Origin of the sequence: Shewanella sp. 10N.261.52.F9 (assembly GCF_041471165.1) — a bacterium.
GTDB lineage: Bacteria > Pseudomonadota > Gammaproteobacteria > Enterobacterales > Shewanellaceae > Shewanella > Shewanella marinintestina.
This window is the reverse complement of record NZ_JBFRNX010000001.1, coordinates 1-14,993: the sequence shown is the minus strand read 5'-3', so window position 1 is coordinate 14,993 and position 14,993 is coordinate 1. Positions and strand designations below refer to the sequence as shown.

11 protein-coding genes and 1 tRNA gene are annotated in these 14,993 nt (G+C 41.6%); 6 read left to right on the top strand and 6 right to left on the bottom strand.

From position 1 onward, the window contains the following. Position 1: 1 nt before the first annotated feature. The 3 genes from AB4298_RS00060 to lhpI form a co-directional block, all read right to left on the bottom strand. Positions 2 to 538: a hypothetical protein gene (locus AB4298_RS00060; protein ID WP_371985329.1), complete on the bottom strand. Its 537-nt coding sequence runs from the start codon at positions 536 to 538 to the stop codon at positions 2 to 4. Next, complete coding sequence (locus tag AB4298_RS00055) at positions 531 to 1,097, bottom strand: RNA polymerase sigma factor (protein ID WP_371985328.1); 567 nt, start codon at positions 1,095 to 1,097, stop codon at positions 531 to 533. Before AB4298_RS00055 ends, AB4298_RS00060 begins: the two co-directional genes overlap by 8 nt. 212 nt (positions 1,098 to 1,309) lie before the next feature. Then, entirely contained in the window at positions 1,310 to 2,257 is a 948-nt protein-coding gene (lhpI, locus tag AB4298_RS00050) for a bifunctional Delta(1)-pyrroline-2-carboxylate/Delta(1)-piperideine-2-carboxylate reductase (protein WP_371985327.1), read from the bottom strand. Between the two features lie 247 nt (positions 2,258 to 2,504). Here lhpI and AB4298_RS00045 point away from each other — a divergent pair, with 247 nt between their 5' ends. Further along, positions 2,505 to 4,367, top strand: a complete 1,863-nt coding sequence (locus AB4298_RS00045; RefSeq protein WP_371985326.1) for a methyl-accepting chemotaxis protein — start codon at positions 2,505 to 2,507, stop codon at positions 4,365 to 4,367. A gap of 222 nt (positions 4,368 to 4,589) precedes the next feature. Here AB4298_RS00045 and AB4298_RS00040 read toward each other — a convergent pair. Further along, a tRNA-Phe gene (locus tag AB4298_RS00040) sits at positions 4,590 to 4,665 on the bottom strand. Between the two features lie 226 nt (positions 4,666 to 4,891). Between AB4298_RS00040 and AB4298_RS00035 the strand changes: the two genes are divergently transcribed. After that, positions 4,892 to 7,108 (top strand): efflux RND transporter permease subunit, encoded by a 2,217-nt coding sequence (locus AB4298_RS00035; protein ID WP_371985325.1) that lies wholly within the window; start codon positions 4,892 to 4,894, stop codon positions 7,106 to 7,108. Between the two features lie 201 nt (positions 7,109 to 7,309). On the opposite strand, the gene bamD is transcribed toward AB4298_RS00035, so the two are convergent. Beyond that, positions 7,310 to 8,071 (bottom strand): outer membrane protein assembly factor BamD, encoded by a 762-nt coding sequence (gene bamD / locus AB4298_RS00030; RefSeq protein WP_249000861.1) that lies wholly within the window; start codon positions 8,069 to 8,071, stop codon positions 7,310 to 7,312. Between the two features lie 122 nt (positions 8,072 to 8,193). On the opposite strand from bamD, the gene rluD reads away from it, so the two are divergent. The 4 genes from rluD (at position 8,194) to AB4298_RS00010 (ending at position 13,363) form a co-directional block, all read left to right on the top strand. Next, on the top strand, positions 8,194 to 9,165 hold the full coding sequence (rluD, locus tag AB4298_RS00025) for a 23S rRNA pseudouridine(1911/1915/1917) synthase RluD (protein ID WP_249000860.1): 972 nt from the start codon (positions 8,194 to 8,196) through the stop codon (positions 9,163 to 9,165). Next, complete coding sequence (gene pgeF, locus AB4298_RS00020; RefSeq protein WP_371985324.1) at positions 9,165 to 9,911, top strand: peptidoglycan editing factor PgeF; 747 nt, start codon at positions 9,165 to 9,167, stop codon at positions 9,909 to 9,911. The genes rluD and pgeF overlap by 1 nt, the downstream gene beginning before the upstream one ends. A gap of 207 nt (positions 9,912 to 10,118) precedes the next feature. Continuing rightward, a complete protein-coding gene (gene clpB / locus AB4298_RS00015; RefSeq protein ID WP_371985323.1) occupies positions 10,119 to 12,692 on the top strand; it encodes an ATP-dependent chaperone ClpB in 2,574 nt (857 codons plus the stop codon). A gap of 347 nt (positions 12,693 to 13,039) precedes the next feature. Then, the gene (locus AB4298_RS00010) at positions 13,040 to 13,363 is read left to right on the top strand and encodes a hypothetical protein (RefSeq protein ID WP_249000857.1); all 324 of its coding nucleotides are present in this window, start codon (positions 13,040 to 13,042) and stop codon (positions 13,361 to 13,363) included. A gap of 270 nt (positions 13,364 to 13,633) precedes the next feature. Here the strand turns inward: AB4298_RS00010 and AB4298_RS00005 are convergent, their stop codons facing one another. Beyond that, a complete protein-coding gene (locus tag AB4298_RS00005; protein WP_371985322.1) occupies positions 13,634 to 14,131 on the bottom strand; it encodes a DUF4124 domain-containing protein in 498 nt (165 codons plus the stop codon). Positions 14,132 to 14,993 lie beyond the last annotated feature (862 nt).

The following is a 14,993-nucleotide window of genomic DNA, read 5'->3' as shown; positions in this document are numbered from 1 at the left end:
GTTAAGCTCCTTGAGGTAATGGGGTAACTGGCAAAGTTTGGCCTTGTCGGAGTAATTCAATCTCTCGTTGTTGAGTCCAAAGCCATAGTTGCCATAGTTCCTTGTCGTTAGGTGTTTGTTGTAATGCTTGATAGATCTGCTCTGCAGCTTTCCTCAATTGCTCGATACCTTTTTCAAGTGGTAAGCCTATTTCAGTGGCTTGCCAGTTGGTAAGTTGGTGCTGGGTTAATTGCGCAACTTGCAATTGATGCTGGTTTTTTATTTCGCTAAGGGTCGCCAAAAGTGCTGATGGTGCTTTAGGTGTTAATAAACTCGCTTTTTGTTGCCACATATGGCTACCAACTAGGCCAATCATCAAGGCTATACTCGCGACAGCAAGGCGTTTAAATACTGGTGATGGTTTAGCATTATTTTGTACTTGGTGGAATTCAGGCTTATCAAGCTGTTTTTCAATATCATGCCAAAGATCTTTTTGTGGCTCGATATCTTTAGGAGCCTGATTAATTAGTTGCGATAGCTTAGCGTTTGTATTAGTCATTGTGGCCTCCTGTATCTGTTGGTTCTTTATCTATTATTGCTTCTAGTAACTTTTGCGCTCTATGGTATTGCGCTTTACTCGTGCCTGTAGCGATTCCCATTAATAGGGCTACTTCTTCGTGTTTGTAACCTTCTAACGCATGCAGTACGAATACAATTCTGGCTCGCTCTGGTAGTTTGAGTAAGATTTTATCTAAGTCTTCATATTCATCACTAACGCTATGTACATCGATATCGCTGCTAACAAAGCGTGACCAAAATGAACGATGCTTCTTTACGCTAGAAAGCGCCTGATTAACACAGAGGCTATGAAGCCAAGTTGTGAACTGGCTTTCACCTCTAAATTGCGGCAGTTTTTGCCAAAGTCTGACAAAGCAATCTTGAGTCGCTTCCTCAGCTAATGGCACTTGGCCAGTGATCCTTAAGCAAAGGGCATACACTCGCTGGTGGTGTAGCTGATACAGCTGCTTAAAAGCGGCTTTATCACCTAGCTTGGCTTTATCGATAAGTTCAGGTTCTAGAAGCGGTCGCTGCTCTATTGCCTGTATTTGTGCTGTCACTTTATTTTCCTTGTGCGCAGTGAATACTAATAAGACACAGCCAATAGATAAAAAGGTTTAAATGCAACCACAATTATTTTAGGGCGAGAGCTGGAAATTTGAATTTTGGTGGATTAACTTGCAGTTAAATTGAACAATATACCTGATAAATAAAAAGGAGCGCTACTGGCTCCTCTGGATTTATCACTACTTAAAGCGCCAATTAGGGACGGTTAACTTAGTTTGGAAAACACAAGTTGAGCACCAACAAGATCTGCCAGCGCCGTTCCTACTGTCTTGAAAATAGTAATTTCATTTTCGCTAGTACGGCCGTTAATTTGTGCGCTACAAAGCTGTCCTAGTTCGCCCTTTACATCATCAAATGCGAATACGCCTTCTTTTATAGGCAGGAGTAATTCACCTGCTTCAGCAAAGACATTGATTTTTGAGTCGACAAATACAGAAGATTTTAGGATGAGTTTATTGTCGAATTCACGTCTGTCGTGATTATGATTACCGACAAAGTCAGTATGTGTGCCAGCTTGTACCCAATCGCCATCAAATAGCGGGGTTGGGCTGGCTGTTGCACAACTGATGATATCGGCCTCTCGGACACTTTTTTCTAGATCAGTACAGAGCATGACTTCAATATCGGCACGTTTATTACGAATTAACTCAATCGTTTTACGAACCTTTTCTTCGCTGCGTCCACAAACGGTAACTTGGGTAATGGGACGAACACTAGCGTGAGCCAACGCCATAAATGAGGCTAAGTTGCCAGTACCAAAAACTAATAGCTTGCTAGAGTCTTTGCGTGATAAGTAACGGCTGCCTAAGGCTGAAATTGCGGCAGTGCGCCAAAAGGTAACACTGGTTCCATCGACTAAGGCCTGAGGTTCGCCAGTTTCACGGCTAAAAACTAAGATTTTTGAATAAAGACTAGCAAGGTTTGAATCTTTTTTAGGATTACCCGGAAAATAAGTAAAGGCTTTTACGGCTATGGCTTTTTCATTCCATGAGGGCAGCACGGCAAAGGCATCACTATGGCTAGCAGATTTATCAAGACTAAAGACTTGGCGTTGTGGCATGCCTGCAGGTCGAGAAAATGTCTCATCTAGGGCATGGATTAGATCAGGAAAATTAAGTGACTGGTGAACTGACTCTGCATTAATGACTAACATGAAAACCTCCATTTAAGTATATTTTATACTATTTATGAGGGTGGCCTGAGTCAATTAACTTTTATTTGTTGAATTATTTTCAACTTAATAATTAGTATGTTGCCTTGTGTTAGCGAATGTTTGCTATTGTTCGGCGCTTTTGTAGCTAAACCTACTATATAATCGGCCGATAAAGTTGAATGACCGCCTTAGAGCTGTGTAAGCAGTGTTTTCTAAGAAGTTAAAGTTGATATAAAAGAGAACGATAATGCTAATACGTAATAAACTACTTTTAAGCGCTGGGGTGTCGATTACCGCGTTAGCCGCTATGTTTGGCCTGCAAATTTACTTTAGCCAAATACAAACTGAACTTGCCCACACTTCACAAGATATTGCTGAGCTAAAAAGCCAAATGCTGAGCCTGCGTAAAGATGAAAAAGATTTTCTCTCAAGAAACGATCTGCAATATGTTGATAAACATGCTGAGCATAATAATGACGTTACCGCTCTGGCTGGGAAATTGTCTAATGTATTTAATAAGTACGATATCCCCAGCGATAGCTTAAACCTGTTTAACCAATCTTTAGCCAGCTATAACTTAGCGTTTTCTCATGTCGTTGAGCTTAATCAACAGATAGGTTTAACACCAAAAAGTGGTTTGTATGGCACCTTAAGATCGGCAGTACATCAGGTTGAATCTGTTATTACAGATTATAACAATCCGTTATTAATGGTGCATATGCTGCAATTAAGACGAGCTGAAAAGGACTTTATGCTTAGGCGTAGTGAGAGCTATGTGGTTAAGTTTGATAAAGGCTTAGCGCAGTTGATTGATGATATCAAATCTTCTCAACTCTCAGTCGATACTAAGCAGCAAGTGAACAAACTTTTACAGCAATACAATACTGACTTTAAACAACTGGTCGAGAAAGAAAAATTACTTGGACTGACTATTTCTGAAGGTGAACTTGGCCAATTACGTCAAGCTGTAGCGAATACAGAGCAAGCGTTAGCGCAACTCGATTTGTTAGCCGCAGAGGCGATTACTAAGAGAGAGGATTCTGCATTTGTTGTTGGTTTGTCGATTGCCGTGTTAATTGCGCTGGCATTGGCATTTGCAACCCTTACTATTATTCGCAGTATTATTGAGCCTGTTAAACGTATTACTGATGTCATCACCCATATTGAGGAAAACAAAGATCTATCGATGCGATGTGATGCCAGTAGCGATGATGAGCTTGGGCAAATTGCCAAACACTTTAATAGTATGGTTGAAAGCTTCCAGCAGCTGATTCATCAAGTGACTCAATCGGTTGAGACTATGAATCAGTCTTGCCAAGATTTATCTGGCAATGTTGCACGAGCTTCAAAAGGGGCTGAAAATCAGCTAAATGAAACCGATATGGTGGCGACAGCCATTACCGAGATGGGAGCGACCATAGATGAGATTGCTAAAAATACTGAGCTAGCAGCAAATAAGGCAAGTACGACTCACGATAACGCACAAACAGGTAAAGCAGGTGTTGAGCAAACTATTGAGAAAATAGAGTTATTAGCCCAACAAATTAACGAATCTGCTGCAGTTGTGAGCGATCTTGAAAAAGACAGTGAGACTATTGGTAGTGTGCTTGATGTGATCCGTGGAATTGCTGAGCAAACGAACTTGTTAGCATTAAATGCGGCAATTGAAGCGGCGCGAGCGGGCGAGCAAGGCCGTGGTTTTGCGGTTGTAGCTGATGAAGTACGTAGTCTTGCGATGCGTACTCAAGAGTCGACTGAAGAGATAGCATCGATAATTCAAACCTTGCAGTCACGTACGCACTCTATTGTTAGTTTGATGCAATCTAGCCGTGAACAAGGCAATGAAAGCGCCGAGCAAGCAGCGTCAGCAGGAACCTTATTGCAGCAAATTAATAGTGACGTCACCAATATTATGGATATGAGTACTCAGATTGCTGCTGCAATTGAAGAACAAAGCATGGTGGCTGCAGAAGTGAATCAAAATGTAGTGGTGATCCGTGATATCGCTCAAGAAACTGCTGATGTGGCTACTCAGAACTCGACCGCAACTGAAGAGGTTAGAGAGCGAGCTGAATTTTTACAGGATGCAGTGAGTAAATTTAAAGTTTAACTTTACCGTTTTTCAATGTAGCAAAGGCCTCGATTTCACTCGGGGCTTTTTTATTTCAAGGCTTCTTTGGCGGGAGAGGATAAAAGCTAGGGGATGAATATGAGAGCAGCTATATGAATTTAGACATAAAAAAACCTCGCATAGCGAGGTTTTAATTTAGCAACTTAAGGTCTTAATTTGCCTTGTTGCCGGTTTAGTTGTTGCAACACCTAAACGAAATATTGGTGCCCGAACCCGGAATCGAACCAGGGACACGAGGATTTTCAATCCTCTGCTCTACCGACTGAGCTATTCGGGCAACGGGCGCTATTAAAAGGCTTTTACCGGTTTGAGTCAACCCATTTTTGCAAATTGATGCATTTTCTTATTAGTATGTTGAATAATTAGGCATTTAGCGTTAGAAGTGAGCACTATAGACATATTAACGCTAATTATTGCTTAAGCTATTGTATGTTGGGAGAATATGCTGGTTAAATTGTAAGGTTATGTTGGCGCCAGCATTGTTAGCCAAAAGGAGAGATGGATTGGTAAGCCAAACACGCTTGATCTGGAAGATCCAGCAACGACCGATAGCTATGTTTATTGTGATAGCGCTGTTGGTCGTCATGTCTGTTATGGGGTTTCATCGACTTAAGTTAGATTTCGATTTTAGTGACTATTTTTCGCCGTCTGAACCTAGGTTTATGGCGCTCCAAAGCATGAGCGAAAAATTTGAGCGTCATGATCAGCTATGGATGCTACTTGAAACGAGTGCAGATTGGCGTGAGGATGAGTCACAACAGCTGCTAATCGACTTTATAGAAAGGCTAGAGGCCAACTCTGATATTAAAAGCGTCCAAGGCTACAATCAGTTTTTACAGGGCACAGCTCAAGTAGAGAAGTTACTGTCTTATAAAACTCACCCAAGACTAAGTTCTGTATTGTCTGACGATGGTCAGGCTGTTTTGTTACGCTTGCAGCTGCAGCAACAAATTCTGTCAAATTCACACTCTGCTAATCCACTATCACAAAATGCTTTGTCGCAGAGCCAGTGGCTTGATGCGGTTTTGCAAACGATTGATAGTGATAGCCAGCGCTTCTGGCAGCCAACGGCTGTGAATGTCTATTTAAATGGTACCCATGCTCTGAATTGGCAGTATGCAAAGGTATTACGACATGACTTAAGTTGGTTTGCTCCAGGTCTATTGGGGATCATTTTCTTCATGGCGTTGTTATTCATTAGGCAAAAAATGTGGATTATGGCGCTATGCTTTAATAGTGCGGTGACCTTAACGCTAACATTAGGCCTCGCGGCATGGTGCCAGCTAACATTGGCTGCGATTAGCGCCTTTGTGCCAGTGATAGTGGTCACACTAGGTTTAGCCTATGCGTCGCACCTATATTTTGCTTGGCAAGCAGAGGTGAGAGCCGGAAATAGTCAGGATAATGCCTTGAAAACAACAGTGAAGGCTAACCTAGCACCGTTATTTTATTCAAGTATCACGACAATATTTGGCTTTAGCCTACTGACACTAAGCCCGTCTCCACCAATACAAAGCTTTGGGATATTAGTGGCTTTTGCTGTGCTGTGTAATTACCTGTTGAGCCTGACCAGTTTAATTTTTTTCGCTAAATATTCCAAAGCTAAAACAAGTCAATTACTTAATTTTCATTATGTTATTGAGCTTGGAAAGCATAATGCTAAGCGGCCATTTTCAGTTATGTTAGGGGTCGTTTTATTTAGCGTAATAGCTTTGATTAGCGTATCAAAACTTACCTTAAATGATGACCCATTGAGCTACTTCTCTACATCCAATCCATTCACCGTATCGAGTCAAAAAATGGCGCAATACTTCTCTGGAATCAATTTGCAACACTATGTGATCTCTGGGCAAGAACCTAAGCAAATAGATAAAGTAGAGATTAGTTTTATCTATAAATTTAGCCGATACCTTAAACAACAACCGCAAGTGGTAAATGTTCAGCATATTGGCGATTGGATTAAAGCCGCTGGCATTGGTCAAACTCGATTTAAACAAGTCTTAGCTGACAATAGCTCAGCCGAACTCGGGCTGCAAAGTGAGTTATCGCCTGATAAACACTCCACGCTATTAACCCTCAATTTAGAGCCCATGACGGCAATGGAGTTAATTGAGTTTGAACAGGGGGTGAACAGATGGCTACGCGACAATGCAAAAATGGTCAATGTTAGCCCGCCTCTAGGGAGTAATTTATTATTTGCTCACTTGAGCATTGATAATGCCAATAATATGCTGACTTCATTTGCTGTGGCATTGATTGCTTTAGCCATATTGTTAAGCATACTCAAGCGTTCATTAGTGTTTGGCTTGATAGGCTTGCTACTTAACTTTTTACCGCTATTGTGGGTATTCGCACTTTGGCAAGTTAGCGGTGGTTTTATTAGTCTGGGTGCTGCAGTTGTATTGGGAATGATGCTGGGTATTATTGTCGATGATACTTTGCATTTAATGTTGAAACTGCCTGATGCACGAAACTTAACTGCAGCAAGTATGTGGCAGAGTCTAAATAAAGTACTACCGGTGATAAGCTTTACCACCTTGACTATAGCTTTGGGGTTTTCGATAGGATTGGTATCGGAATTTACACCGATAGCTCAATTGAGTTTACTGTCGTGTTTGGTTGTCGTTTTTGCATGGGGCTTTGATGTGTTGATGCTACCAGTGCTTTATCAACGATGGATCATTAAGAATAAGGTCATTAACGGTAGTGATACGAAATAGTATTCATGACTTTAAAAATCAATGCAGCAGAGCTGAACGGATTAGGTTGTATCAATAAAAAGAACAACAGCTAAAATTTAAGTTTTGCATCGATTACGTAAATAGTGATTATTATTTAGCTATGCAAGTCAAAATTTGTACAAAAAATAAAGGCCTCAATTGAGGCCTTTATTTATCATCGAATCTGTATGTTTTACGGTTTTAATTGCTAACTAATTTGTTGTTTGGAAAATTAGCTTTCATAACCATGAGTGCATGATCTTTAAGCTTTTCTTGTCCTAGCTCACCGTATGCAGTAGACATGATTTCTAATGCTTTTTCAGCTGACGGTGTACCTGGGTAAGTCTCTAAAACTGATTGTGCACGCACAGCTGCCGCACTCCAAGCATTCATTTTTATGTAGTATTCAGCTACCTTGATCGAGTAAAGTGCCAGTCTATTTTTAAGGTGCTGCATGCGTTTTTGCGCATCTGCTGCATACTTACTGTTTGGATAAGACTTAATTAGTCGATCAAAATCTTTAAATGCATCTTGTGCTGCTTTAGGGTCGCGGTCAGAACGATCGATATTTAGCATATCGTGAAATAGGTATCGATCAGACTGCATATTGACTAAGCCGCGCATATAGTAAACATAATCAATATCTTTATGGGTTGGGTTTAAGCGAATAAAACGATCGATGTTCGCAATACCTGACGCTGGATCGTCAAGTTTGTAATAGGCATAAATAAGATCAAGCTGTACTTGAGTTTTATGCGGTCCGAAAGGAAAGCGTGAATCCAAGGCTTCTAGAGAACGCACAGCTTTGCTGTAATTCCCTAGCTCCATTGAGGTTCTAGCTTGAGAATAAAGCACTTCTGGTGAGCTTTTTGTCATTACAGGGTCTTGGCCCTGTTTGCTACTACAGGCCGTAGCTGCGAGTGTAATAAGGACTACAGCGACACTTTTGGCAATTTTATGCATACTTGAATTCGATTCTTTTAAAGTTGTTGTTAAGAATTTTTCCATTTCACGATAAAATAGAAACAATCCGATTGTAACAGATAGTAAACATTTTTGGACCCAGAAAAGTGGGTACGGTTCATATGACACAAGAGATTAATCTAAAAAGCGAGATCACAGCAACACAAACCGGACAGAGATTAGACCAAACTTTGGCTGATTTGTTCCCGGATTACTCGCGCACACGAATTAAAGAGTGGATTTTATCCGGCTCAGTTAGTATCGATGGCGAGGTTTCTGACAAGCCAAGACTTAAAGTGCTTGAAGGTCAGGTAGTCACTATTGGTGCCACGCTTGAAGAAGAAACTAAAGCACAAGCTGAAGCGATTGATTTAGATATCGTGTATGAAGATGACCATATTTTGGTTATTAACAAGCAAGCTGGTTTGGTTGTGCACCCTGGTGCGGGCAACCAAAATGGTACCTTGATGAATGCACTACTGCATCATTGTCCAGGTATTGAACTAGTTCCACGTGCAGGTATTGTGCATCGTTTGGATAAAGACACTACCGGTTTGATGGTAGTTGCTAAAACGGTTGAAGCACAGACTCACCTTGTGAGCGCACTGCAGGCTCGTGAAATTACTCGTGAATACGAAGCGATTGTCACAGGCACAATTATTGCTGGTGGCACAGTTGATGAGCCTATCGACCGTCACCCGACTAAACGTACCCATATGGCAGTTGTTCATAATGGTAAGCCTGCGATGACTCATTACCGTGTGGCTGAAAAGTTTAGAGCGCATACGCGTTTGAGACTGCGTCTTGAATCTGGTCGTACTCACCAAATCCGTGTGCATATGGCACATATTGGTCATGTATTGGTTGGTGACCCAGTTTATGCTGGTCGTCCACGTCCGCCAAAAGGTGCTGCACCAGACTTTTTTGAAACCTATATGGGCTTCAAACGTCAAGCACTGCACGCAGTAAGACTTGAATTAGCACATCCGTTTACTTGTGAAATCATGAGCTGGCAAGCCCCAATTCCTGATGACATGGTAAAGCTAACTAAAGCTCTGCGTAAAGACACTGAAGAAAATCCAACAGTGTATTAATGAGTCAGCATATTGAAAGTCAAGCTTGGTTTATTCCATCGGGAGTAAGCTTGGCTTTTTCGACTCGAGAAGGTGGCTGCAGTCAGCCACCTTACGCTAGCCTTAATCTTGGGCTGCACGTTGGCGACGATCCGCAAATGGTTCTAGCTAACCGTCTGCTCATTGAGCAACAACTTTCTCTTTCAGCAAAACCTGCCTGGCTAGAACAGACTCACAGCATTGATGTGGTTGAAGCCGATAATAGCCAAGTGATTAATGCCGATGGCAGCTACACCCAAAGTAATGAGCAAGTGTGCGTGGTGATGACTGCAGATTGCTTACCTGTATTGCTATGTGATGAAAATGGCACCGAAGTTGCCGCCGTTCATGCAGGTTGGCGCGGTTTATGTGATGGTATTATTGAAACCGCAGTGGCAAAGTTTACCCATAAGCCAAATGAGCTGGTGGCGTATTTAGGCCCGGCTATTGGTCCGAATGCGTTTGAAATCGGCCCAGAGGTTAAAGCACTATTCGAGGCAAAGCATCCGCTAAGTGGCCAGTTTTTTAGCGCTCATATCAATGCTCAAGGTGAGCAAAAATACATGGCTGATATTCAAGGTTTGGCCGAGTTTAGATTGGCATTATTAGGTGTGACGCGTATTTATCGAGACAAACGCTGCACGGTTGCTGAGCAACAAAGCTTTTTTTCTTATCGTCGTGACGGTATTACTGGCCGTATGGCATCATTTATTTGGCTTAATCGTTAACTCTTTACTTGATATTGTTCAAATAGCCCCCATCTTTTAAGTAACATCAATTTCGCTTTAACGCGGAGTGACCCCTTTTCTAATGTAAGTAGAAGTGCCAATGGATTGATACTGATTGGTATTAGATTATCCAGTGCATTCCTGCAGTTATTCTGCAGCTTTCCATGCCTTTTATTTATTATTTTTTTATGAGTTATCGGAGGATTTATGCGATTAGATCGTATGACCAATAAATTCCAGATTGCCATCTCGGATGCTCAGTCATTGGCACTAGGACGAGATCACCAATTTATTGAACCATCACATTTGATGATGGCGTTACTGAATCAAGATGGGGGCTCAATTCACCCACTACTGACTCAAGCAGGGATCCAAGTGAGCACCTTGCGCTCGTTACTGAGCCAAGATCTTGAACAAAAGCCACAAGTAGAAGGCACTGGCGGTGACGTGCAGTTATCTCAAGCGCTTATTCGCTTGCTAAACTTGTGCGATAAACTGGCGCAAAAACGTAAAGACAAGTTTATCTCTAGTGAGTTATTCGTTTTGGCTGCGCTTGAGGGCAATGATCCTTTAGCGCAAGCACTTAAACAATCGGGTGCGACTAAAGAGTTAATGGAGTCGACCATTGACCAAGTACGTAATGGCCAAAATGTCGATGATCCAAACGCTGAAGATCAACGTCAGGCACTTAAGAAATTTACGGTTGATTTAACCGAGCGTGCAGAGCAAGGAAAACTTGACCCTGTGATTGGTCGTGACGATGAAATTCGCCGCACGATTCAAGTGTTGCAGCGCCGCAGTAAGAACAACCCTGTACTTATTGGTGAGCCGGGGGTGGGTAAAACCGCGATTGTTGAAGGGTTAGCGCAGCGCATCATCAACAACGAAGTACCAGAAGGCATTAAAAATAAGCGTGTATTGTCTTTAGACATGGGCGCGTTAGTTGCCGGTGCTAAATATCGTGGTGAATTTGAAGAACGCTTAAAAGCGGTACTAAATGAGCTTTCGCAAGAAGAGGGGCAAGTGATCCTCTTTATTGATGAGCTACATACTATGGTGGGTGCGGGTAAGTCTGATGGCGCAATGGATGCGGGTAACATGTTAAAGCCTGCACTTGCCCGAGGTGACTTACATTGCGTTGGTGCGACAACGTTAGATGAGTATCGTCAATACATTGAAAAAGACGCTGCACTAGAGCGTCGCTTCCAAAAAGTGCTGGTTGATGAGCCAAGTGTTGAAGATACCATTGCTATTTTACGTGGTTTAAAAGAGCGCTATGAGTTGCATCACCATGTAGAAATTACCGACCCTGCGATTGTCGCTGCGGCGAGCATGTCGCACCGTTATATTTCAGATCGTAAGTTGCCAGATAAAGCTATCGACTTAATAGACGAAGCTGCATCGAGTATCCGTATTCAGATAGACTCTAAGCCAGAGTCTCTGGACAGACTAGAGCGTCGTGCGATTCAGTTGAAACTTGAAGAGCAAGCTTTGAGTAAAGAGGCTGATGAAGCAAGTTTGCGTCGTTTAGATACTTTGCGTACAGAGCTTAAAGATGTAGAGGCTAAAGCCGCTGAGCTGAATGAGATTTGGCATACAGAAAAGGCAGCGTTAGCTGGCACTCAGCATATTAAGGCAGATCTTGAGCAAGCGCGTATGGATTTAGAAGTTGCTCGTCGTGCGGGTGACTTAACTAGAATGTCTGAACTACAGTATGGTCGTATTCCTGAGCTTGAAAAGCAGTTAGATCTTGCTGCACAAGCTGAAATGCAAGATATGACACTGCTACGTAACAAAGTTACCGACGTAGAAATCGCTGAAGTGTTATCAAAAGCGACGGGGATCCCTGTTTCTAAGATGCTTGAAGGTGAGCGTGACAAATTGCTTAAGATGGAAGATGCGTTGCATGAACGGGTTATTGGTCAGAATGAAGCGGTAAATTCGGTATCGAATGCAATTCGTCGTAGCCGTGCAGGGCTTGCAGATCCAAATCGTCCAATCGGTTCTTTTCTATTTTTAGGCCCAACCGGTGTCGGTAAAACTGAATTATGTAAGTCACTGGCTAAGTTCCTATTTGATACCGAGTCAGCTCTGGTTCGTATCGATATGTCTGAGTTTATGGAAAAGCACTCTGTATCGCGTTTAGTCGGTGCTCCTCCAGGCTATGTTGGCTATGAAGAAGGCGGTTATTTAACTGAAGCTGTTAGGCGTAAACCTTATTCGGTGATTTTACTGGATGAAGTAGAGAAAGCACATCCCGATGTATTTAACATTTTATTGCAGGTATTAGATGATGGTCGTCTGACTGATGGTCAAGGCCGCACCGTTGATTTTAGAAATACCGTGGTCATTATGACTTCCAACTTAGGTTCTGATCTGATCCAACTTGGTTTTGGCAATCAAAGTTATGATGAGATGAAATCAGACGTGATGCAGGTGGTGACGCAAAACTTTAGGCCTGAGTTTTTAAACCGTATCGATGAAGCTGTTGTGTTCCATCCTCTAGATGAGAATAATATTGCTCATATCGCTGGCATTCAAATCGAAGGGCTTAAAAAGCGTCTTGCAGATAAAGATTATGGCCTAGAGATGACTGATGAAGCTTTAGCGTTAATAGCAAGAGCTGGTTTTGATCCTATCTATGGTGCACGACCGCTTAAAAGAGCCCTGCAGCAAGAAGTTGAAAATCCATTAGCGCAGCAAATATTAAGTGGCAAGTTGTTACCTGGCAAGGCGATTAAAATCGTGGTTGAAGATGATGCCTTAACTTTTTCACAATAATACTTGTTCTGTAGTTTGTTTTAACTGCTTATAATAGCTTTCTACATTTAAAAATGGTCTCAGTTTTATGAGGCCATTTTTTATGCCAATGAGTAGGCAGTTAAGTGAAGAACCTGATAATGAGCATAAATTATCTGCAAAGTCTTTTAAGTTGCCCAATGTGATGTATATTTGAACTATAGGGTTATAGCAATTACTGTATTTGTTAGTGGTATTTAAAAAGAGTTGGTGTTGTAGGACCAATAAACAATACTTAAATGTATGAATCGGCTTTTCTATCAGCAAAATGTACAAGTCGCCTTTTATACATTCATTTTTATTTTGATATGGACACGGAGTAGAACTTCATGAAAAAACAATTAGCCGTAATCGTTTTGGCTTCACTAGCTGTGGTTGGCTGTTCAAGTTCTAACTATGAAAAAGAGCAAACGTCAGCACCTTATATTGGTGAGGGCAACATGGAATATGAAAGCCTTTACCACTATGGTTACTACCGTGGCTGTAAAAATGCTTATGTTATGAAGCGTCAGCAAACAGAGCTTTATGATTCAGTGAAAAAAGATACAGCGCTTGATGGCCTCAGTCGCTTTGATTCAGGGTGGGATGCAGGGCTTAAAGCTTGTGAAGATGGTGTACCTCGCTCAATGTACAATCTACAAGCCAATAAATAGTTCGACCTACTGAGTAGATGCTTCATTCTTATCTGTGTAAGTTGCCAGATAAATCCAACATCTAGCTCGTGGGATTAAAAGCGAATCCTAAAACACAAAATGCAGACTTCATTGGGGGCTGCATTTTTGCTTTGTTCAGCATGACTGTTATTTGGCTAGAGTTGTTGAATCAAGGATAAGGCATTATGTGTTGTTTATTGCACATTTTTCATATTGTTCCTGATACTGACACCCTTTGATAGCTAAGGTATACGTCACCAAGAGTTGACCTTAAGTTTTGCAGAACAGCTTCATTCTTTCCTTTTGCTCAGTAATAGCTGCTTGTCTTTGTTCTTCTGTCATTGATTCAAGTTTACCTGTGGCATTGTTCTTTTTGGTTAACTTAGTATGGGTAGTTAATACATTAAGGCTGTGTTGAGCATTTTTACAAACTTGCTGAGCTTGTTGTTTATCGGCAAGGCTAATTGCAGCCGCTTTCTGCTCGAGCTCGGAAGGTTGATTGAGATCAGCTACAGACTTTATCGGTGCAATAGTGCCTACGTGTTTAGGTTCAATATCTTCACTATAGAGCTTTTTGCTCGATGCTTGGTTTGATGCTGGAGGTTGCTGACTATAGTGAGTGACCCCCTTATCATCAATCCAGGTATAAATAGCGTTAGCATTAACAGAGGTCGAGGTTAATACTAAAACCATAAAAGCGATTTTCGAAATAAGTGGTAACGGCGATTTCCTTGAGACGCTATAAATCATGTTCTGCGAGTTAGCCATTTTCTATCCCTAGTTAAAATGAGATAACCAAAATCCAAAAGTTGCTGCTGCTTTAATTTTGGAACCTGTTTACACATAACATAACGCAGCAATCGATAAGTGCCAATATTATCGACTAAATTTGGCAATTAATGATTTGGTGTTAGCGCTTGAACCGGCATAAGTACGCCGTAATAGGGGGGGGAGAGTATTATTGCAGGTAATTGACCTAGTAATGACTGAGCCAATTTGCAATTAATCACCAAGTTTATTGTTGTTTTGGTACGATTTGCCCCCAATATGCGGGATTAAACAACATTCAGTACGGTTGTTACCGATTTCTTGAAAAAGCTCCTTGCGCTTTCGCTTCACGTCCCTATAATGCGCATCCACTGACACGGCACAGCAGGCCAACTAACTAAACGAAAGCTTAGGTAGCACGGGACTTGCAGTGGTGTTAGAGAGATTAACTTCTACGGAAATTAGCCTCAGGTGACAATCGCTTTAGAAGCTCAATTAGGTGTGACTTGAACAAAGAATCATCGCTTGAAAAACTTCTTAAAATAAGCGCTTGACGCCGACACTAGGAAGTGTAGAATACGCCTCCTCAGCCAAACGACCTAAGCGTCTAAGGCGCCATTTTGAAAGGCTTAGCCTTGATAGAAGTGGCACGCTCTTTAACAATATGACAAGCAAATCTGTGTGGACACTCACAGAGATTAAGTTATTCGAAATTGTCTACTTCTTTCTAGTAAAGAATGAGACAATCAAAAAATTACTTAATGAATGAGTGTTCATAGCAATATGTAATACAGAATTCGTTGAGCCGCTGATTTCTCCTTACTTGTAAGGTGGATGAAGCAAACAAAACTTTAATTGAAGA